This window comes from Aeromicrobium sp. Root236, assembly GCF_001428805.1.
In the GTDB taxonomy this organism is placed as follows: domain Bacteria; phylum Actinomycetota; class Actinomycetes; order Propionibacteriales; family Nocardioidaceae; genus Aeromicrobium.
Map to the genome: position 1 here is coordinate 2,256,439 of NZ_LMIS01000001.1, position 18,908 is coordinate 2,275,346.

21 protein-coding genes and 1 riboswitch are annotated in these 18,908 nt (G+C 69.7%); of the genes, 6 read left to right on the forward strand and 15 right to left on the reverse strand.

Features of this window, described 5'->3' with window-relative positions; genetic code table 11:
- The first annotated feature begins 6 nt into the window (after positions 1-6).
- The 3 genes from ASE12_RS11310 to ASE12_RS11320 all read left to right on the forward strand — a co-directional run bounded on the left by ASE12_RS11310 (position 7) and on the right by ASE12_RS11320 (position 2,164).
- Positions 7-972, forward strand: coding sequence for a tagatose 1,6-diphosphate aldolase (locus tag ASE12_RS11310; RefSeq protein WP_082582209.1), 966 nt, complete (start codon positions 7-9; stop codon positions 970-972).
- A gap of 3 nt (positions 973-975) precedes the next feature.
- Positions 976-1,488: an AAA family ATPase gene (locus tag ASE12_RS11315; protein ID WP_056400442.1), complete on the forward strand. Its 513-nt coding sequence runs from the start codon at positions 976-978 to the stop codon at positions 1,486-1,488.
- A 73-nt stretch (positions 1,489-1,561) separates the two neighbouring features.
- A complete protein-coding gene (locus ASE12_RS11320) occupies positions 1,562-2,164 on the forward strand; it encodes a DUF4389 domain-containing protein (protein ID WP_056400445.1) in 603 nt (200 codons plus the stop codon).
- Positions 2,165-2,218: 54 nt separating this feature from the next.
- Here ASE12_RS11320 and ASE12_RS11325 read toward each other — a convergent pair whose 3' ends face one another.
- From ASE12_RS11325 to ASE12_RS11375, 12 genes are all read right to left on the reverse strand, one after another.
- On the reverse strand, positions 2,219-2,665 hold the full coding sequence (locus tag ASE12_RS11325) for an RDD family protein (RefSeq protein ID WP_056400446.1): 447 nt from the start codon (positions 2,663-2,665) through the stop codon (positions 2,219-2,221).
- Positions 2,666-2,765: 100 nt separating this feature from the next.
- Complete coding sequence (gene serA / locus ASE12_RS11330; RefSeq protein ID WP_056404767.1) at positions 2,766-4,010, reverse strand: phosphoglycerate dehydrogenase; 1,245 nt, start codon at positions 4,008-4,010, stop codon at positions 2,766-2,768.
- A 44-nt stretch (positions 4,011-4,054) separates the two neighbouring features.
- Positions 4,055-4,143, reverse strand: a riboswitch (ZMP/ZTP riboswitch).
- 59 nt (positions 4,144-4,202) lie between these two features.
- On the reverse strand, positions 4,203-4,349 hold the full coding sequence (locus ASE12_RS20065) for a hypothetical protein (RefSeq protein WP_157412903.1): 147 nt from the start codon (positions 4,347-4,349) through the stop codon (positions 4,203-4,205).
- A gap of 88 nt (positions 4,350-4,437) precedes the next feature.
- Positions 4,438-5,358, reverse strand: a complete 921-nt coding sequence (locus tag ASE12_RS11335) for a nucleoside hydrolase (RefSeq protein ID WP_056400447.1) — start codon at positions 5,356-5,358, stop codon at positions 4,438-4,440.
- 2 nt (positions 5,359-5,360) lie between these two features.
- Complete coding sequence (locus ASE12_RS11340; protein ID WP_056400448.1) at positions 5,361-5,792, reverse strand: PaaI family thioesterase; 432 nt, start codon at positions 5,790-5,792, stop codon at positions 5,361-5,363.
- A 15-nt stretch (positions 5,793-5,807) separates the two neighbouring features.
- Positions 5,808-6,293: a DUF4396 domain-containing protein gene (locus ASE12_RS11345; RefSeq protein WP_056400451.1), complete on the reverse strand. Its 486-nt coding sequence runs from the start codon at positions 6,291-6,293 to the stop codon at positions 5,808-5,810.
- Positions 6,290-8,548 (reverse strand): cation-translocating P-type ATPase, encoded by a 2,259-nt coding sequence (locus tag ASE12_RS11350; RefSeq protein WP_056400454.1) that lies wholly within the window; start codon positions 8,546-8,548, stop codon positions 6,290-6,292. The genes ASE12_RS11345 and ASE12_RS11350 overlap by 4 nt, the downstream gene beginning before the upstream one ends.
- Before the next feature lies 1 nt (position 8,549).
- Positions 8,550-9,494 (reverse strand): hypothetical protein, encoded by a 945-nt coding sequence (locus ASE12_RS11355; RefSeq protein WP_056400457.1) that lies wholly within the window; start codon positions 9,492-9,494, stop codon positions 8,550-8,552.
- Positions 9,491-9,697, reverse strand: a complete 207-nt coding sequence (locus ASE12_RS11360; protein WP_056400460.1) for a heavy-metal-associated domain-containing protein — start codon at positions 9,695-9,697, stop codon at positions 9,491-9,493. Before ASE12_RS11360 ends, ASE12_RS11355 begins: the two co-directional genes overlap by 4 nt.
- A 24-nt stretch (positions 9,698-9,721) precedes the next feature.
- Positions 9,722-10,024: a metal-sensitive transcriptional regulator gene (locus ASE12_RS11365; RefSeq protein WP_056400464.1), complete on the reverse strand. Its 303-nt coding sequence runs from the start codon at positions 10,022-10,024 to the stop codon at positions 9,722-9,724.
- A 211-nt stretch (positions 10,025-10,235) separates the two neighbouring features.
- Positions 10,236-10,865, reverse strand: coding sequence for a TetR/AcrR family transcriptional regulator (locus tag ASE12_RS11370; RefSeq protein ID WP_157412904.1), 630 nt, complete (start codon positions 10,863-10,865; stop codon positions 10,236-10,238).
- A gap of 112 nt (positions 10,866-10,977) precedes the next feature.
- Positions 10,978-11,958 (reverse strand): NAD-dependent epimerase/dehydratase family protein, encoded by a 981-nt coding sequence (locus tag ASE12_RS11375; protein WP_056400470.1) that lies wholly within the window; start codon positions 11,956-11,958, stop codon positions 10,978-10,980.
- 117 nt (positions 11,959-12,075) lie between these two features.
- On the opposite strand from ASE12_RS11375, the gene ASE12_RS11380 reads away from it, so the two are divergent.
- On the forward strand, positions 12,076-12,387 hold the full coding sequence (locus ASE12_RS11380) for a YbaY family lipoprotein (RefSeq protein ID WP_056400473.1): 312 nt from the start codon (positions 12,076-12,078) through the stop codon (positions 12,385-12,387).
- The gene (locus ASE12_RS11385) at positions 12,384-14,393 is read left to right on the forward strand and encodes an ABC transporter ATP-binding protein (protein WP_082582212.1); all 2,010 of its coding nucleotides are present in this window, start codon (positions 12,384-12,386) and stop codon (positions 14,391-14,393) included. Before ASE12_RS11380 ends, ASE12_RS11385 begins: the two co-directional genes overlap by 4 nt.
- Before the next feature lie 120 nt (positions 14,394-14,513).
- Here ASE12_RS11385 and ASE12_RS11390 read toward each other — a convergent pair whose 3' ends face one another.
- The 3 genes from ASE12_RS11390 to ASE12_RS11400 all read right to left on the reverse strand — a co-directional run bounded on the left by ASE12_RS11390 (position 14,514) and on the right by ASE12_RS11400 (position 17,366).
- Positions 14,514-15,179 (reverse strand): DUF3558 domain-containing protein, encoded by a 666-nt coding sequence (locus ASE12_RS11390; RefSeq protein ID WP_056400476.1) that lies wholly within the window; start codon positions 15,177-15,179, stop codon positions 14,514-14,516.
- Entirely contained in the window at positions 15,176-16,639 is a 1,464-nt protein-coding gene (locus ASE12_RS11395; RefSeq protein ID WP_056404771.1) for an NAD-dependent succinate-semialdehyde dehydrogenase, read from the reverse strand. The genes ASE12_RS11390 and ASE12_RS11395 overlap by 4 nt, the downstream gene beginning before the upstream one ends.
- Before the next feature lie 70 nt (positions 16,640-16,709).
- Positions 16,710-17,366: a DedA family protein gene (locus ASE12_RS11400; protein ID WP_235508894.1), complete on the reverse strand. Its 657-nt coding sequence runs from the start codon at positions 17,364-17,366 to the stop codon at positions 16,710-16,712.
- 4 nt (positions 17,367-17,370) lie between these two features.
- Between ASE12_RS11400 and ASE12_RS11405 the strand changes: the two genes are divergently transcribed.
- Complete coding sequence (locus tag ASE12_RS11405) at positions 17,371-18,876, forward strand: hypothetical protein (RefSeq protein WP_056400485.1); 1,506 nt, start codon at positions 17,371-17,373, stop codon at positions 18,874-18,876.
- The last annotated feature ends 32 nt before the right edge of the window (positions 18,877-18,908 follow it).

An 18,908-nucleotide genomic window follows, 5' to 3' on the forward strand; every position in this document is an offset into this window, starting at 1 on the left:
CTTGGAATGCTGCGCAGAATCCAGCGCATGAGTGACGCCGACGGCTACATCCGGGTCGCGGCGATCGACCACCCGGAGAACTACGTCGCGTTGTTCGACCCCGACCTCAGCAAGGTCGGCTTCGACGAGGTCGTCGACTCCAAGCTCGAGCTCATCCGGGGCATGGCGCCGCACTGCTCGGCGGTCCTCGTCGACCCGGTGTGGTCGTTCGGCCAGGGCGTGCTGACCGGGTCGATCCCGGGCGGCGTCGGCATCATCTCCGGCCTCGAGCAGCTGGCCTACTCACCGGCCGGGTTCGGCACCGAGACCGTCGTACGTCCGCACTGGACCGTTCCGGTGCTGGCCCGGCTGGGTGCCGACGGGGCCAAGCTGGTGGTGTTCTACCGCGAGGAGCACACCGACATCGTCGCGACGCAGCACGAGCTCGTCCGCGGCGTCGTGGCGCAGTGCCGCGAGCACGAGGTCCCGTTGATCGTCGAGCCGCTCTGGTATCCGCTCGAGGGGGAGTCGCTCGACGATCCCGCCGTGCGGGCCGCCCGCGTCGAGGCCATCATCTCGTCGGCGGCGACGTTCACCGAGCTGGGCGCCGACATCATGAAGGTCGAGTTCCCGGGCTACGTCGGCACGCCCGAAGGCGAGGCCGAGGCGGCCGAGGCGTGCGCCCGGCTCGACGCCGCGGTCGACGTGCCCTGGGTCCTGCTGTCGGCGTCGGCGACGTTCGACCAGTTCGCGGTGCAGCTCCGCATCGCTGCCGAGGCCGGAGCCTGCGGGTTCATGGCCGGCCGAGCGATCTGGGGTGACGGTGTCGGTCGCCACGATGCCGAGACCCGCGCACGCGGCGTACGCACTGCGGCGGAGCGGCTCGACACCCTGGCCGACGTCCTGCGTACGCACGCCCGGCCGTGGCGCGAGCCGGTCAGCGTGAGCGAAGCCGTCGAGGCGTTGCCTGCCGACTGGCACGAGGCGTACTGAGCCATGACCGTCTGGTGCGTCGCCGGCGCGGCGGGGAGCGGCAAGAGCACGCTCGGCCGTCAGCTCGCGATCGCCGTGGGTGCCACGCTGCTGGACCTCGACACGATCACGAACCCATTGCTCGACGCGATCGGTGAACGGCTCGCACCCGGGGGCCACTGGAACGACGACGGCCTGCGCGACCTGGTCCGGCCGGCCCGGTACGCCTGCTTGCTCGCGGCCGCTCGAGACCAGCGGGACACCGGGCGCGACCTCGTGCTGGTCGCCCCCTTCACGACGGAGCTCTCCGGCGGCGCGGAGTGGGTGGCGCTCTGCGAAGCCATCGCATCCGCCGAGCCGCGAGTCGTGTGGCTCTACGCCAGCCCGGAGCTGCTCGAGGAGCGCCTCGCCGCACGGGCCGAGGTCCGGGACGCCGGCCGGCCGATCAAGAACCCGTCCGCACCGGTCGTGCCCCACGTCCGGGTCGACGCGTCATTGCCGCTGGAACGGCAGGTGGAACTGGTCATCACGGGTTAGCGACAAATGCGAGCGGCTGTCGCGTCCGTGTCCTACTCTGACAACGATCGGTCCATCACGTATCGGAGGACTCATGACCACTCCCACCGCTGCCGGATATCCCGCGACGTTCACGTTCGACCCGCCCGACAAGATCGCGCGCTGGCGGATCGTCGGCAATGTCGTCCTCGCCATCCCGCACCTGATCATCGCGTACGTTCTCGGCATCGTGGCCGAGATCCTGGCCTTCGTCGCCTGGCTCACCGGCGTCTTCACCGCGAAGGTCCCCGAGGGCATCCTCGGCGTCATCGCGATGTGCCTTCGCTACAACACGCGCGCCCAGGTCTTTGCCTCGTTCCTCAAGGAGGAGTACCCGCCGTTCACGTTCGCCACGACGCTCGCCGACCCCGGCGATGATCCCCGCGTCCGGGTCGACTACCAGTCCGAGACCGACGGCCGGAACCGCCTGACGATCTTCTTCCGGCTCCTGTTGGCCATCCCGCACTTCCTCGTGCTGATCGTCCTCGGCATCGCGGCCTTCTTCGTGTACCTCATCGCCTGGTTCGCGGTCCTGTTCACCGGCAGGTGGCCGAACGGCCTGCGCAACTTCGTCGTAGGCCTCACGCGGTGGACCACACGGCTCAACGCCTACATGTACCTGCTGACCGACGCGTACCCGCCGTTCAGCTTCGAGTAGCCGTAAAACACGAACGCCCCGATCCGCATCGCGGATCGGGGCGTTCTGCGTGTGTCAGCCGAGGACCTTGTTGGGGTCGTGCAGCACGACGGTGCTCGCAATGAGGTCGGGCAGCGACCGGCGATCCGGACGCGTCAGGAACAGGATGAACGACACCAGCAGCGTGATGACCGACAGGATTCCCTGCGCGATGCCACCGACGATGTTGCGCAGTGCCATCGTGCCGAACGTGGCGGTCTGGCGCTGCTCGGGACGGTAGACCTTCATGCCCAGCACCTGCAGCGCAGGCGACGTGCCCTTGCCCCACACGATCAGGCCCCAGATGATGTAGCCGATGCCGAGGGTGACGACCGCGAGGGGAATCGCAAGGAAGTACGCCCCGATGCGACGGCCGTGCGAGGCCAGCTCGACCCCGTCGGGCAGCACGAGGCCACTGGCCTGATCGAGGTGGAACCCGGCGCCGACAGGCTGCGCTCCGGGCGGGAAGTTGGGGTCGGTCATGCGGTGTCCTTAACGTTTGGTGGGCAGGCCGAGCCCAACCTACCGACATCGAGACCGCGGCGGGTGGTTTCCCACCCGAAACATGACACCGCGTCTTGGATCAGCTGAGCTGGCGCAGGCGCACGGTCTCGGGCAGGCCCGCGAGCTCCTTGAGCACGTCGGGTCCGACCTCCGCAGCGACGTCCGTGAGCACGTAGCCGAGCTCGCCGCGCGTCGACAGCGACTGCGCCTCGATGTTGACCTCGTGCTCGCCGAGCAGGCCGTTGATCGTGGCCAGCACGCCGGGGTGGTTGCGGTGCACCAGGGCGAGCCGGTGCTTGGTCGCATCCGACGGCAGGTTGATCTCCGGCAGGTTGACGCTGAGCGAGGTGCCGCCGACCGAGGCGTACGAACGCAGCTTCGACGCGACGAAGCGGCCGATGTCCTGCTGCGCCTCCTCGGTCGACCCGCCGACGTGCGGCGTGAGGATCACGTTGGGCAGGCCACGCAGGTCGGACTCGAACGGGTCGCCCTGACGCTTGGGCTCGACCGGGAACACGTCGAGCGCGGCGCCGGCGATGTGGCCCGACTCGATGTGCTCGCGCAGCGCCGCGGTGTCGACGGCGATGCCGCGCGACAGGTTGAGGAACAGCGAGCGCGGCTTCATCTGCGCCATCTCCTCGGCGCCGAACAGGCCGGCGTTGCCGGGGCGGCCGTCCACGTGCAGCGTGACGACGTCCGAGGTCTGCAACAGCTCCTCGATCGTCGAGCAGCGCTTGGCGTTGCCGAGGGCGAGCTTGTCGTCGATGTCGTAGAAGACGACCTTGAAGCCCAGCGCCTCGGCGATGACCGACAGCTGGCTGCCGATGTTGCCGTAACCGACGATGCCGAGCGTACGGCCGCGGACCTCGTGGCTGCCGGCGGCCGACTTGTTCCAGACACCGTTGTGCATGTCGGTCGACTTCTCGTGCAGGCGCCGGGCCAGCGAGATGATCTCGGCGATCGCGAGCTCCACGACGCTGCGGGTGTTGGAGTAGGGCGCGTTGAACACGGCGATGCCCCGCTCGGTGGCGGCCTTGAGGTCGATCTGGTTGGTGCCGATGCAGAACGCGCCGATCGCGATCAGGTCGGGGGCGGCGTCGAGGACCTTCTCGGTGATGTAGGTCGTCGAGCGGATCCCGAGCAGGTGCACGCCCTGGATCGCCTCGATCAACTCGTCCTCGCCGAGCGCGCCGTCGCGGGTCTCGACCTGGTAGCCCTTGCCACGCAGGAAGTCCGCCCCGTCGACGTGGATGTTCTCCAGCAGCAGGACGCGTACGTCCTCGTCGCCCAGCAGCGACGTGGGGAAGGGGTCAGTGGTCGTCATGGTCATCATCATCTCGGTTGCCTCCAGTCAGCAATGCACGGCTGACGTGGGGCCCAGGCGAACGGTCCCGATGTCCGGTTTCTGCAGTCGCTCCCCGGTGGTACCCACCTCAACGCCAGTCGCGACCGACTGCGACGAGTCTACCGTGCGGCCCACACCCCTTCGCCAACATGGACATCTGTTGAGATCGGCTCACAGCCGGGCGGGGTCGAACCGCATCGTCGCGCGTACGACCTGGGTCACCGCCACCTCAGCGCGGTGGGCTGGGTCGAACCGCATCGTCGCGCGTACGACCTGAGGCACCGCCACCGCAGCGCGGTGGGCTGGGTCGAACCGCATCGTCGCGCGTACGACCTAAGGCACCGCCACCGCAGCGCGGTGGGCTGGGTCGAACCGCATCGTCGCGCGTACGACCTAAGGCACCGCCTCACAGCTGAGCCAGCGACTCGCGCACGAGGTCGAAGAACCGGTCCGCGTCGGCGTCGACCGCGACCTGGACCTCGCCTGTCCCGAGGGTGATGTCGGTACGCCCTCGGGTGGGCGAGTCGCCGGTGTGGACCCGGACCGTCGCGGCTGAGAGCGTGACCAGCGTCGGGTCCACGAGGTAGGCGATGGTGAGCGCGTCGTGCACAGGTGCTGCGGCGCGGCCGTTCATCGCGGGCAGCGTGCGATAGCTCGCGATGCGCTGCTCGATGAACCCGGCTGCGACGGACGCAGCACGCCCGAGCGGGCGCAGCGTCGCGCGCTGCTCGGACGTGACGATCGCGCGATACGTCGCGTCGAGCGGCACCAGGACGAGCCGCTCGAACCCGGCATCCAGCACCAGCTGCGCTGCCTCCGGGTCGTAGCCGACATTCGTCTCCACGTCGGGCAGCGAGCCGCCGCGCTCGATGACGCCGCCCATCACCACGAGCTCGTCGATCGCCTCGACGAACGACGGGTCGGCGGCGATCGCGGCTGCGACGTTGGACAGCGACCCGGTCGGCACGAGGGTGAACGGCTCGGTGGCCGCCCGGGCCGTCTCGACGAGCCACTCGACCGCGTCCTGGGCCTCGACCTGCTGGGTGGGCGGTGGCAAGGGAAGGGTGTCCGGCTCGGCGCTGCCGCGAGGCGCCGGTACGCCCGGCGGTGGGTCGACCGGTGCGCCGCGCCCGGCGTACACGGGGACGTCCGTGCGACCGATCAGGTCGAGGACACGACGTGAGTTGTCAGCGGTGTGCTCGACCGCATGGTTGCCCCAGACGGCGGTGACCGCCACGAGGTCGAGCTCCGGCCTGGCGGCCGCCAGCATGATGGCGATCGCGTCGTCGGTCCCCGTGTCGCAGTCGAGGACCACCCGGCGCGCCACGGTCAGCCCTGCGGGAGCGATCCGGTGAACCGGGCCAGCGCCTCGGGCGGCATCTGTTGGTCCAGGTTGGCGAGGCGCACCTGGCCCTGGGCGATGAGCCGGCCGTCCTGGTCGACCGAGTCGAGGTGCCACAGCTGCTGGCTGCGACCGCGATGGATCGGGGTCGCGGTGACCGTGATGGTGTCGCCCACCTTGGCCTGTCGGAGGAAGTCCGTCGAGTTGTTGGTGCCGACCACGATGCCCTTGTCGCCGAGCCACACCTGACCGGCGATGCTGGCGGTCGACTCGTGCACCGCGCAGTAGACGCCGCCGTGGGGGATGCCGAACGGCTGCAGGTGGTGCTCGCCGATCGTGAAGCGTACGACGACCTTGTCGGCGGTCGCCTCGAGGTGCTCGACGCCGAGCACGCCGTCCAGGCCGGGGATCTGAGTCATGCGTTCGAGGGTAGGTCAGTGGTAGTCGTGCATGACCGCATGGCCCTTGCCGCGGCCGATCAGCCAGCGGTTGACCGGCACGGTGACGACGAACGCCACGACGAGGGAGAACGCGAGGCTGGCCCAGAACAGGAGACTCGCGAGCCCGGCGTCCATCGCACCGGGCACCGTGACGATCACGGTGTTGTCGATGAGCTCCATCGTCAGGATCGACAGCGTGTCGGCGGCGAGCGCGACCTTGAACGCACCGGCGAACGGGATGCCCGCAGCCAGCACCGGCCGGATCGTCAGCGAATAGCCGAAGAGGAACGCCAGGACGATCGACAGGATGATCGTGGTGACGTTGTGCAGGCCGAACGCCGTGCCGATGACCATGCCGAGGACCTCGCCGATCGCACAGCCGGTGAGGCAGTGGACCGTCGCGGAGATCGCGCTCATCGTGAGCGCCCGGCCGGTCATTGCCATGTCGTGGTGCTCGTGGTGGTGCTCGTGCTCGGTCATGACGCTCCTGAGGAGTTGCGGGTCTTGAAGCCTCGGAGCCGCAGGCTGTTGGAGACGACGAACACCGACGAGAACGCCATCGCGGCGCCGGCCAGCATGGGATTGAGCAGGCCGGCGGCGGCCAAGGGGATGCCGACGACGTTGTAGGCGAATGCCCAGAACAGGTTGCCCTTGATCGTGCCGAGTGTCCGGCGCGACAGCCGGATCGCATCGGGCACGGCGAGCAGGTCACCGCGTACGAGCGTCAGGTCCGCCGCCTCGATCGCCGCGTCGGTGCCGGTGCCCATGGCCAGGCCGAGGTCGGACTGTGCGAGCGCGGCCGCGTCGTTGACGCCGTCGCCGACCATCGCGACGGTGCGGCCCTCGGCCTGGAGCCTGCGGACGACGTCGACCTTGTCGCCGGGACGCACCTCGGCGTGGACCTCGTCGATGCCGACCGCGGCCGCCACGCTGCGGGCGGCGCGCTCGTTGTCGCCGGTCAGCAGCACGGGACGCAGCCCGAGCTCACGGATCTGGCGCACGGCCTCGGCGCTCGACTCCTTGACCGTGTCGGCGACGACCAGGACCCCGCGGACCGCGCCGTCCCAGCCGATGACGACGGGCGTACGTCCTTGGGCCTCCGCGTCAGCCTTGGGGCCGACGAGATCGGCGGGCAGGTGCTGCGACCAGTCGGCGAGGAACGCCTCACGGCCGACCACGACCGCGAGACCGTCGACGACGCCCTGGACCCCGAGCCCCTCGGTGTTGCTGAAGCCCTCGACCGACGGCAGGTCACCCACCTCGGCGCGAGCCGCCTCGGCGATCGCGCGGGCGATGGGGTGCTCGGACGCGTCCTCGAGCGCGCCGGCGATGCGGAGCACCTCGGCACGGTCCTCGCCCTCGGCGACGATCACCTCGTGCAGCGTCATCCGGCCGGTCGTCACGGTGCCGGTCTTGTCGAGCACCACGGTGTCGATCGTCCGGGTCGACTCGAGCACCTCGGGACCCTTGATCAGGATGCCGAGCTGAGCGCCTCGCCCGGTGCCGACCATCAACGCCGTGGGCGTCGCCAGGCCCAGGGCGCACGGGCAGGCGATGATCAGCACGGCGGCCGCCGCGGTGAACGCCGCCGAAGCACCCTCGCCGGTGCCGAGCCAGAACCCGAGCGTGCCGACGGCCAGCGCGATCACGATCGGGACGAAGATGCCCGAGATCGAGTCCGCGAGCCGCTGCGCCTGGGCCTTGCCGCTCTGCGCGTCCTCGACCATGCGCGCCATCTGTGCGAGCTGCGTCTCGGCGCCGACGCGGGTCGCCCGCACGGTCAGCCGGCCACTCGTGTTGACCGTGCCGCCGACGACGTCGTCACCGGCCACGACCTCGGAGGGCACCGACTCACCGGTGACCATCGACGCGTCGACCGCGGACGTGCCGTCCTCGATCACGCCGTCCGTGGCGATCTTCTCTCCGGGGCGTACGACGAACAGGTCGCCGACGTGCAGGTCGTCGGTCGGGATGCGCACCTCGACCCCGTCTCGTACGACCGACACCTCTTTGGCGCCGAGCGCGAGCAACGCGCGCAGCGCCGATCCGGCCCGGCGCTTGGAGCGGGCCTCGAAGTAGCGTCCCGCCAGGATGAACGTCGTGACGCCGGCGGCGGCCTCGAAGTAGATGTTGCCGCTGCCGTCCATGCGCGAGATCGTCAGCTCGAACGGGTGCTTCATGCCGGGCTCGCCGGCCGTGCCCCAGAACAACGCGTAGATCGACCAGCCGAAGGCGGCCAGCGTGCCGACCGAGATCAGCGTGTCCATCGTCGCCGCGCCGTGGCGCAGGTTGGTCCAGGCCGCGACGTGGAACGGCAGCGCGCCCCACACGACGACGGGTGCCGCCAAGGTCAGCGACAGCCACTGCCAGCTGGTGAACTGCAGCGCAGGGATCATCGCCATCGCGATGACCGGCACGGTCAGGACGATCGAGACCAGCAGCCGGGTGAGCAGGGGCCGTGACGGGTCGTCGTCGACCTCCGGCTCGTCGGCCTGGGGCGGTTGCGGGAGCTGGGCCGTGTAGCCGGCCTTCTCGACCTCGGCGATCAGCAGTGCCGGGTCGATCGGTCCCGAGGCGTCGACCCGTGCCTTCTCGGTCGCGTAGTTGACCGACGCCGTCACGCCGTCGAGCTTGTTGAGCCGCTTCTCGATGCGCATCGCGCACGACGCGCAGGTCATGCCGCCGATCGTCAGGTCGATGCGGTCGGCCGTGGGGCCCTGGTCGGTGAGTGCCATGTCAGTGCTCGTGCTCGGAGTCGGTGTCGGAGTGGTCGTCGGTGCCCGTGGCCGCGCCGGCCCGGCCGGCCTCGACGGTGAACTCGGCCGTACGCACGACGCCGCCGTGCTTGAAGTCGAGGTAGAGCCGGTAGCGGCCCTCGGACGGGAAGCTCGCGTAGAACGTGATGCCCGGGCCGGGCTCGGTCCGGCCGTCGCCTGGCTCGCCATCGGGGTGGACGTGGAGGTACGCCAGGTCGCCGTCACGCAGCGCGACCAGGTGGCCGTACGCGGCGAGGTAGGGCTGCAGGTCCGTGACGGGTTCGCCGTCCTTCGCGACGTTCAACGTCAGCTTCGAGTCCTCGCCGGCCACGGCATCGCCCTCGAGCGTCACGGTGTAGTCGCCGACCGTGTCGGTCCACGACGGCGCCGGCAGCGGCTTGGGCGTGGCGTTGCCGGCGACCGTCAGGTCGGCCCCGAGCGTCACCGCGGGGTCCTTGCCGGCCGGGTCGAAGTCGGCGAACGTGCGCCACTGGCCCGCGTCGAGCGCCAGCCTCGCGGTCCACGTGCCGTGCTCGTCGAGCGTGGGGTGGACGTGCTGGAAGCCCGACAGGTCGCGCCTGGCGGCGATGAAGTGCAGCTTCTTGTCGTGCGAGATCGCGTAGTCGGTCACCGGCTTGCCGTCGGGCCCGAGGACCCGGAACGTCACGATGGCGTCAGGGGCCGGTTGCTGCGTGGGGTCGTCGAGCACGAGGCGATAGCCGTTCTGCGCGACCTGGAGGCCGCCGGGCGGCTCGTCGCCACCCTCGGACATGCCCGCCATGTCGTTCATCGCGTCGTCGTCGCCGTGCTCCATCGCGGCGGGCTCGGAGTCGACCGGGCCGACGGCGTTGCCGATCGCCGCCGCGGCGCCGAACACGACGCACAGCCCGGCGACGAACACGCCGACCTTGACCCCGGTGTTCATGACAACGAGTAGCCGGCCTCGGCGACGGCCTCGCGTACGGCATCGTCGGCCACGGGCTCGGCCTCGGTCGTGACGGTCAGGGCTCCGGTCGCGAGGTCGACGCTGAGGTCCTGGACGCCGGGGATCGCGCCGACCTCTTCGCTGACCGAGCGGACGCAGTGCTCGCAGGTCATGCCGACGACGGTGTAGGTGCTGGTGGTCATGGTGGTTCCTCTCGTGGTGTTCGGTCAGCTGCGGACGAGGCGCGCGATGGCGTCGGAGGCCTCGCGGATCTTGGCGTCCGACTCGGCGCCGCCCGCTCGGGCGGCGTCGACGACACAGTGGCTCAGGTGGTCGTCGAGCAGGCCCAGCGAGACGGACTGGAGAGCCTTCGTCATCGCCGAGACCTGGGTCAGGATGTCGATGCAGTACTGGTCCTCCTCGACCATGCGCTGCAAGCCGCGCGCCTGCCCCTCGATGCGGCGGAGCCGCTTGAGGTAGTCGGCCTTCTTGTCGTCGTAGCCGCGTGCTTCGTGGTCGTGCGCCATCATGGACTCCTCATCGGTACCCCTGGGGGGTATGTCTTCGTGTCCTGACCATATACCCCTAGGGGGTATGACGCAAGAGCGCCCCGGACGTACGCATGTCTCGTGGACGTGCGGGTAGTCCTGACGTGTCGGCGACGTTGAGCAGACAGCGTGCTGACAACGATGCCCCGCCCCGAGTCAGTCAGGGTGGGGCATCAGCTCGGGTGGCGGCGGTTCAGGCAGACGTGCGCTCGGCAACGCTCGGCTGGAGCGCGCCGACCCTCTGGGCCAGGCCGTCGAGCCAGGTGCCGAGGTGGCGGCGGTACCAGCCGCGGCCGGTCCACTTCTCGGGGTCGGCGAAGCCGGGGATCGCATGGTCCGGGACATCGGCGCGGGACTCGATGGACCTGAGGCGCTCGGCCTCGATCGACGAGGTGAGCACCAGGGTCCGCACGAACTCGATGGCGGCCGTGGCGTCGACGACGTCGAGCCCTTCGCGTTGCAGGGACTCGATGTGCGGCGTGACCATCTCGAGGAATCCCGGTGACACGTTGCGCGACCGCAGCGCCGTGAGGTCGTATCCCGGGTGCTGCCCGCAGATGGTCCAGAACATCTCACCGAGCTGCTCGAGGTGCTCGCGCCACGGCAGGTCCACGCCCGGCCAGGGTGCGGTCCTGGCGATGCGGTCCATGACCTGGACGACGAGGTCCTCGCGGTCGGTGACGTAGCGATAGAGACCCGAGTGGACGACGCCGAGCCGGGCCGCGATCGACGGCATGCTGAACGAGTCGAGCCCCTCGGCCAGCACCGAGTCGATGATCTGGTCGACGGTCAATGTCCGTGGCCTGCCGGGCTTCGCGTTCATCCTTGAAGGCTACGCGTCAACGCTGATGTCGCATGACGAATGACACGAATAGAGCCGAAGGTCCTAGGGCTGATGAACCACTCGAACCAGACGCATCATCCGAACGGATGACTCAGGCCCGCAGCTCCGCAATGAGCTCAAGCTCGGCCGGCCGGCTCAGGCCCGCCCGCCGCTCGCGGTCGAGACCTCTCGCGCGTTCGTCCTCGAGGGTCGCGCGAAGGGTCTCGGACAGCGGACGCCGCTCCAGTCCGTACGCCAACGCGCGGGTGTCGTCCATCAGCCCCATGCCGTGATGGCTGGCCGGCAGCCACAGCGGCAGCGATCGCGGGCCCATCCACTCCTCGACGTCGTGCTCGCGCAACCACGCCTCGCTCGCGAGGACCTGGTCGCCCATGAAGCCGGCGACCTCCGCCGACAGGGCGACGAGCTCACCCACGGTCGTACGCTCACCCGCCGCGTGCACCGTGCCGGTCGCCCCGGTCTCGGCGCAGGTCACGATCCAAGTGGCCAGGTCACGTACGTCGATGACCTGCATCGGCTGGTCGGCCACGGCCGGCACCAGCACCGGCTCGTCGCCGGCGAGGGCGAAACGGGCGGCGTAGTGGCCGAGCCGGTCCGAGCGGTCGCCTGGTCCGCCGATCAGCCCGACCCGCACGATCAGGTGGCGGCGCAGGTGTCGTACGGCCTGCTCGCACGCGACCTTGCCCTCGCCGTACTGCTCGGGCTCGGCCACCTCCCCGTCGAGCGGCTCGAGCACCGGCGACTCCTCGGTCAACGGTCCGCTCTGGTCGGCGTACACCGAACCCGTCGAGACGAGCGTCCAGTGCGTCGCGTCCGAGCCGAGTGCGCTGACCGCCGAGCGCACCTGGCCGGGCTGACGGGACACGTCGATCACGCTGTCCCACCCCCGGCCACGGACCTCGTCGTACGCCTGAGGGTCCGAGCGGTCGGCCCGGACGAGCGTCGCGCCCGTGGGCACGTCACCGGACTCACCACGCGCCAGGCACGTGACGTCATGGCCGCGGGCGATCGCGTCACGCGCGATCTGGCCGCCGACCCAGGAGGTGCCGCCGAGGACGAGTACGGTGCTCATCCCGTCAATCAACCATGCCGTCCGGCGCCACGACAGGCCTGTTCACTGCCGGCAGAACAGCTCTGAGCAGACGCCGGCGGACCGGCGGATCTGCGCACGAGGCATAGCATTCAAGGCATGGCCTCCGAACACCTCCTCACCGTCACCGGCACCGTCTTCATCCGCGAACGCATCGCCGTGCCGCCCGGCGCCGTCGCGACGGTCAAGCTCGTCGACACCGAGGGCGAGGTGCTGGCAGCCACCGCGATCGACGCCCCGGGCGTACCGGCGGAGTTCGTCCTCACAGCCGATCCGACCCTGGTCGCCGCTCCCGACGCACTGCTGATCTGGGCCATGCTGCGCACGGAGGTCGGCGTGTGGGGCACGACCGACCTCGTGCCGGTCGAGGGTGACTCCACGGCGGTCATGCTCACCAAGATCGACGAATGACGGACGGAGGGGGCCGGCCCGGCGGACCGGCCGTCAGCCACATCCCCGACGAGGAGCTCGGCTCGGGACCACCGATCCTCGGTCGCATCGCGCGGATGCTGCGGCCCTACCGGGTCAAGATGATGTACGTCGCGGTGGCCGTGGTCACCGCGGCGGCGTTGACGTCCGTCGCTCCGTTCTTCACCAAGGCGGTGTTCGACAAGGCGTTGTTCCCGAGCGACGGCAGCGGTGTCGACCTCGGCCTGCTGGGCTGGCTCGTCGGCGCCCTGTGCCTCATCCCGGTCGTGACCGCGGTCATCGGCATCGCCCAGAACTGGCTGACCTCGACGATCGGCAACTCGGCGATGGCCGACCTGCGCAGCGACCTGTTCGCGCACCTGCAGAAGATGGAGCTCGCGTTCTTCACGGCGACCAAGACCGGCGCGATCCAGTCGCGCCTGGCCAACGACGTCGCCGGCGTACGCACGGTGCTGACCGACACCGCGACCTCGATCCTGCAGAACAGCGTCACCGTCATCGCCGCGTTCGTGTCGATGGTGATCCTGTCCTGGCAGCTGACCGTGCTGACGGTGATCGTCATGCCCCTCTTCGTGTGGATCCAGCTGCAGGTCGGCAAGCGGCGCCAGCGGCTCGCTCGCAAGACCCAGGAGTCGCTGTCGGAGATGACGGCGATCACCGAGGAGGCGCTCAGCGTCTCGGGCATCCTGCTGTCCAAGGTGTTCAACCGCGCCGACTCCGAGGTCGAGCGCTATCGCGAGGCCAACCGCAACCAGACCCGGCTCCAGGTCGAGCAGGCCATGACCGGACGGACGTTCTTCGCGACCGTGCAGACGTTCTTCGCGATCACGCCGGCCCTGATCTATCTCGTCTCGGGCTACATGCTCAGCGGCGGCACCGCGTTGACCGCTGGCACGCTCGTCGCGTTCACGACGCTCCAGGCACGCCTCCAGATGCCGTTGCTCCAGCTCATGCGGGTCTCCCTCGACGTGCAGACGTCGCTGGCGCTGTTCCGCCGGCTGTTCGAGTACCTCGACCTCGAGCCGGCGATCACCGAGCGGCCGGGTGCCGTGGCACTCAAGCCCGAGGACGTGCGCGGCGAGATCGAGTTCCGCGACGTGCACTTCCGCTATCCGGAGCCCCGCGCGCTCTCGGGCGGGACGACGGGTGACCGGTTCGGCGAGAGCGGCGTGCGCATCGACCGCACGGAACCGGCACCGGAGCAGGGCTGGGCCCTCGACGGGGTCTCGTTGCGGGTCGCCCCGGGCCAGCTCGCCGCGATCGTCGGTCCGTCGGGCTCCGGCAAGACCACCATGACGTACCTGATCCCGCGGTTCTACGACGTCACCACCGGCGCGGTCCTGATCGACGGCACCGACGTGCGCGACCTCACGATGGGCTCGGTCGCCGAGGCGGTGGGCATGGTCACCCAGGAGCCCTACCTCTTCCACGGCACGATCCGCGACAACATCGCGTACGCCAAGCCCGACGCCACCGCCGACGAGATCGAGCAGGCCGCCCGCGATGCCAACATCCACGACCGGATCCTGTCGTTCGCCGACGGTTACGAGACCATCACCGGCGAGCGCGGCTACCGGCTCAGCGGCGGCGAGAAGCAGCGGCTCGCGATCGCCCGCGTCCTGCTGATGGACCCGCGGATCCTGATCCTCGACGAGGCGACGTCGGCGCTCGACACCGAGACCGAGCGACTCGTGCAGGACGCGCTGGAGCGGGCGACCCACAACCGTACGACGATCGCGATCGCGCACCGGCTCTCCACGATCCACAACGCCGACGTCATCTTCGGGCTCGAGGAGGGCAAGCTCGTCGAGCAGGGCACCCACGACGAGCTGCTCGCGCTGGGCGGGCTCTACTCGCGCCTGTACGTCGAGCAGTTCGGCTCGGGCCAGATCGAGGCGCGGTTCACCGACGGCGTGCGGTTCACCAGCGGCGAGACCTACTGCGACAAGCCCGGCGCCGACGACCGCCGCGCCGACGTGTCGTTCTAGCTCGCTGGCGGTTTACCAAGAGGTCACGGCAAAGTGCCACTCCTCAAGGGGCGTGCACCTTGAGGAGTGGCGGTTTGCCCTGAGGAGCGGCGCAGCTTGCCCTGACCTCTTGGTAAACCGTCACCGTGCGGCGAGGGCTCGCTTTTGGGCAGATGCCAGCGCGGAGGTCACGGCCGCCTCGACCGCCTTGGTCTTCTTGAGGTTCGGCACCGAGAAGATCAGCGACGTCATCTCGCCGGAGGTGCACATCTGGGCGGAGATCCCCGACTCAGCCGAGCTGATCGGGACGAGCGCGATCGTCGTCGTGGCGCCCTTGGCGGCGCCGCCGATCGCGGCCAGCGTCGTGAACGCGTCACAGGCCTGCTCGTTGGTGAACGACGAGGCGCCGGACAACAGCTTCTTGGCGCGGGCGAGCTCCTTCTTGTCCGTCGCCGTCTTGACGTCACCTGACGACTCGAGCTGCTTGACGACATCGGGCAGCGTCTTGGCCCACTCCTGCGCGGGCAGCGTCGTGACCTGGATCAGCGCGGTGCTGGCCTGCCAGCGGCACTGGCTGCTGACGGCCGTGCCGTTCGTCGCCACCACGGTGTCGACGGGCGTACCCGCGAGCTTCCGGCGCTCACCGGCGGTCAGGAACGAGCACGCCGGCTCCTTCGGGTCGACCGTCGGCTGCGCCGTCGCGGACGCGGAGGGCTCGGGATCGGCGGCCTTGCCGTCGCTCCCGCCGCTGCACGCTGCAAGAGTCAGGCCGGCGACCCCCGCGAGCATCGCCGCACGCAGCCTCACAGGGCGATGCCGACGTACTTGGTCTCGAGGTACTCCTCGATGCCCTCCGCGCCACCCTCGCGACCGAAGCCTGACGCCTTGACCCCGCCGAACGGAGCCGCCGGGTTGGAGACGATGCCCTGGTTGAGGCCGACCATGCCGGTCTCGAGGCCCTCGTAGACCCGCACGGCACGCGAGAGGTCGGACGTGAACGCGTACGCGACGAGGCCGAACTCGGTGTCGTTGGCCATGCGTAACGCGTCGGCCTCCTCGGTGAACGTGAAGATCGGGGCGACCGGGCCGAAGATCTCCTCCTTGGCGAGCCGGGCCTCGAGCGGTACGTCCGAGAGCACGGTCGGCGAGTAGTAGTAGCCCTCGCCGTCCGGTGCGGAGCCGCCGGTCAGCACCGTGGCGCCCTTGCCGACCGCGTCGTCGACGAGCTCGGCGACCTTGTCGCGCTGCTTGGCCTCGACCAAGGGCCCGACATCGACGCCGTCCTCGGTGCCGCGCCCGACCGACAGCGCCTGCATCTTGTCGGTGAGCTTGGCGCCGAACTCCTCGGCGACCGACTCGTGCACGATGAACCGGTTGGCGGCCGTGCAGGCTTCACCGATGTTGCGCATCTTGGCGAGCATCGCGCCCTCGACGGCCTTGTCGATGTCGGCGTCGTCGAACACCAGGAACGGCGCGTTCCCGCCGAGCTCCATCGATACCCGCAGCAGTCCCTCGGCACTCTGCTCGACGAGGGTGCGGCCGACCTCGGTCGAGCCGGTGAACGTCAGCTTGCGCAGCCGCGGGTCACGGATCAGCGGCTCCATGACCTTGCCGGTGCTCTTGGTCGTGACGACGTTGAGCACTCCGTCGGGCAGCCCGGCCTCGCTGAGGATGTCGGCGAGGCGCAGCATCGACAACGGCGTCAGCGCGGCCGGCTTGACCACCATGGTGCAGCCCGCGGCGATCGCCGGGCCGATCTTGCGCGTGCCCATCGCCAGCGGGAAGTTCCACGGCGTGATCATGAGGCACGGGCCGACCGGCTGCTTGAGCGTCAGCAGGCGGGTCGCGCCGTTGGGGGCAACCGAGTAGCGGCCCGAGATGCGCACGGCCTCCTCGGAGAACCAGCGGAAGAACTCCGAGCCGTACGCGATCTCGGCCTTGGCCTCCTTGATCGGCTTGCCCATCTCGAGCGTCATCAGGAGGGCCAGCTCGTCGGCGCGCTCGGTGATGATCTCGAACGCCTTGCGGAGGATCTCGCCGCGATCGCGCGGAGCGGTCGCCGCCCAGTCGGCCTGTGCCGCGACGGCGGCGTCGAGTGCTGCCGTGCCGTCGGCGACGCTCGCATCGGCTACCTCGACGAGGATCTTGCCGTTCGAGGGGTCCTCCACCGCGAACGTCTTGTCACCCTCGGCGGCACGCCACTTGCCGCCGATGAACAGCTGCGGATGGACCGCGGCGACGACTTCCTTCTCGCGTGACTCAGTCATGCCATTGTTGGTTCGCTCGCTGCGCTCGCTCATGCCGTCCAGCGTAGGACGGTGGTCCAGCGGGCGCCGCTCAAGCCGGCGTACGGCGGGCGCGCACCTTGTGGACGACGAACCACGCAACGGCGGCGACGACCGCGACCACCAGGGCGTACTTGAGGTAGTTGCCGTACTTCTCGACGCTCTCCCAGTTGTTGCCGAGCTGATAGCCCGCGCTGATCCAGATGGTGTTCCAGATGAGGCTGCCGGCGGTCGTGTAGATCAGGAAGCGCGAGACCGACATCTTCTCGACGCCGGCAGGGATCGACACCAGGCTGCGGATCGCCGGCACCATCCGGCCGAAGAACACCGCTGCGGCGTCGTTGCGGGCGAACCAGGCGACGCCCTTGTCGATGTCGCGGGCCGTCACCAGCGGGATCTTGGCGAGCACGTGACGCGTACGCTCCAGGCCGAACACGCGCGAGATCCAGTAGAGGATCATGGCCCCGCCGACCGAGCCGATGGTGGCCGCGACGATGACCGCGACCAGGCCGAAGTCGCCCCTTTTGGCGCTGAACCCCGCCAACGGCAGCGCCACCTCACTCGGCAGGAACGGCAGGATCGTCTCGATCGCGAGGACCAGCCCGACGCCCAGCAGACCGATCGAGCCCATGATGTCGGCGACCAGACCGGCGAGGCCGGAGTCGGGGACGCTCGACGCTTCGGTGGCGAGGGCGGTCAGTAAGGTCACGGGCATGAGCGTATCCGCCAGGCTCAATCCGTACGTGCTCGTCGGCGGCCTCGTCGGTGTGGCGTTGGTCGCGGGCGCATTCGCGTACGCGGACGACGACGGTGACCCGCTCGACCGCGCCGCTCCTTCGGCGACGCGGATCCACACCCCGACGAAGTCGCTCGACGTCATCGCGTCGGCGACGCCGGCCCGTTCCGCGCTGGGCGTCTCCCGGCGGCTGTACGACTCGGCGCCTGTCGCGGTGCTCGTTGAACGGCATGACCGGCGAGCCCTGACGGTCGCCATCACGTCGGCGACGACGCTGGGCGTGCCCGTCCTGCTCGACGACCGCGGCGCACCGGCCGAGCTCAAGCGTCTCGGCGCCCGGAAGGTGCTGACGTTCGGCGCGACCCGTGACGTCGACGGCGCCCAGGCGGTGCCGCTCGAACCCGCCAAGGCAGCCGATGCGATCGCCGCGCTGCGCGGCGCGGGCACCCCCCACGCACGTCAGCTGGACGCGATCGTCGTGACCCGCTCCCGCACGGCGAACGCCGCCGCCGTGGCGACGGCCCGCAATGCCGGTGCCGAGGTGCTGCAGGTCTCGAGCGGCGACCCACGGCGTTCACCCGCCGCGGCCAAGGTCCTCGCGGCCCGGCCGAGGACGCCGGTCATCGCGCTCGGCCGGCCCTTCGTCCGCAACCTCGCCTACACGCTCAAGGTCGTACGCTCGCACATCGTCCAGCCGACCGGCGGCTACCTCGCGCTGCCCGGCAAGCACTACACCGCGATGTACGGCTATCCCGGCGCACCGTCCCTCGGAGTGCTCGGCGAGCAGGGCGTCAAGGCGTCGATCGCCCGCGTCAAGCACCTGGCCCGCAAGTACCGGCGGGTCAGCAAGGCCGAGTTCGTTCCCACGTTCGAGATCATCGCCACCGTCGCGTCGGGCAGCGCCGGCAAGGACAAGGACTACTCGCAGGAGGCGTCGATCAAGACCCTCACGCCATTGGTCGATGCCGCCGAGAAGGCCGGCGTCTACGTGATCCTCGACCTGCAGCCCGGGCGTACGAACTTCCTGGTCCAGGCCCGCCGCTACCGGTCGCTGCTGGAGCGTCCGCACGTCGGCCTGGCGCTCGATCCCGAGTGGCGACTCAAGAAGAAGCAGAAGCACCTGCGCCAGATCGGCTCGGTCAAGGTCGCGGAGATCAACCGGGTCAGCGACTGGCTGGCGCAGCTCACCCGCCGCAAGGGACTGCCGCAGAAGATCTTCGTGCTGCACCAGTTCTCGCTGTCGATGATCAAGCACCGCAGCCGCCTCGAGACCGGGCACGCCGAGCTCGCCACCGTGATCCACGTCGACGGCTCCGGCCCGCAAGGCGCCAAGCGCGGCACGTGGCGGACCCTCCGTCACCACGCGCCGGACGGGGTGTTCTGGGGCTGGAAGAACTTCGTCGACGAGGACCCCCACATGTTGACCGCCAAGGAGACGTGGCGCCGGGTCAAGCCGCACCCGTCACTCATCTCGTACCAGTGACTTGACCTTGACGTAGCGTCAACGTCCGACCA

What these genes read in the sequence shown, in the direction of transcription:
- ASE12_RS11310 (WP_082582209.1), top strand. Translation starts at nt 7, where the DNA reads ATGCTGCGCAGAATCCAGCGCATGAGTGACGCCGACGGCTACATCCGG.
- ASE12_RS11315 (WP_056400442.1), top strand. Translation starts at nt 976, where the DNA reads ATGACCGTCTGGTGCGTCGCCGGCGCGGCGGGGAGCGGCAAGAGCACG.
- ASE12_RS11320 (WP_056400445.1), top strand. Translation starts at nt 1,562, where the DNA reads ATGACCACTCCCACCGCTGCCGGATATCCCGCGACGTTCACGTTCGAC.
- ASE12_RS11325 (WP_056400446.1), bottom strand. Translation starts at nt 2,665, where the DNA reads ATGACCGACCCCAACTTCCCGCCCGGAGCGCAGCCTGTCGGCGCCGGG.
- serA (WP_056404767.1), bottom strand. Translation starts at nt 4,010, where the DNA reads ATGACGACCACTGACCCCTTCCCCACGTCGCTGCTGGGCGACGAGGAC.
- ASE12_RS20065 (WP_157412903.1), bottom strand. Translation starts at nt 4,349, where the DNA reads ATGCGGTTCGACCCAGCCCACCGCGCTGCGGTGGCGGTGCCTCAGGTC.
- ASE12_RS11340 (WP_056400448.1), bottom strand. Translation starts at nt 5,792, where the DNA reads ATGACTCAGATCCCCGGCCTGGACGGCGTGCTCGGCGTCGAGCACCTC.
- ASE12_RS11345 (WP_056400451.1), bottom strand. Translation starts at nt 6,293, where the DNA reads ATGACCGAGCACGAGCACCACCACGAGCACCACGACATGGCAATGACC.
- ASE12_RS11350 (WP_056400454.1), bottom strand. Translation starts at nt 8,548, where the DNA reads ATGGCACTCACCGACCAGGGCCCCACGGCCGACCGCATCGACCTGACG.
- ASE12_RS11355 (WP_056400457.1), bottom strand. Translation starts at nt 9,494, where the DNA reads ATGAACACCGGGGTCAAGGTCGGCGTGTTCGTCGCCGGGCTGTGCGTC.
- ASE12_RS11360 (WP_056400460.1), bottom strand. Translation starts at nt 9,697, where the DNA reads ATGACCACCAGCACCTACACCGTCGTCGGCATGACCTGCGAGCACTGC.
- ASE12_RS11365 (WP_056400464.1), bottom strand. Translation starts at nt 10,024, where the DNA reads ATGATGGCGCACGACCACGAAGCACGCGGCTACGACGACAAGAAGGCC.
- ASE12_RS11370 (WP_157412904.1), bottom strand. Translation starts at nt 10,865, where the DNA reads ATGAACGCGAAGCCCGGCAGGCCACGGACATTGACCGTCGACCAGATC.
- ASE12_RS11375 (WP_056400470.1), bottom strand. Translation starts at nt 11,958, where the DNA reads ATGAGCACCGTACTCGTCCTCGGCGGCACCTCCTGGGTCGGCGGCCAG.
- ASE12_RS11380 (WP_056400473.1), top strand. Translation starts at nt 12,076, where the DNA reads ATGGCCTCCGAACACCTCCTCACCGTCACCGGCACCGTCTTCATCCGC.
- ASE12_RS11385 (WP_082582212.1), top strand. Translation starts at nt 12,384, where the DNA reads ATGACGGACGGAGGGGGCCGGCCCGGCGGACCGGCCGTCAGCCACATC.
- ASE12_RS11395 (WP_056404771.1), bottom strand. Translation starts at nt 16,639, where the DNA reads ATGACTGAGTCACGCGAGAAGGAAGTCGTCGCCGCGGTCCATCCGCAG.
- ASE12_RS11405 (WP_056400485.1), top strand. Translation starts at nt 17,371, where the DNA reads ATGAGCGTATCCGCCAGGCTCAATCCGTACGTGCTCGTCGGCGGCCTC.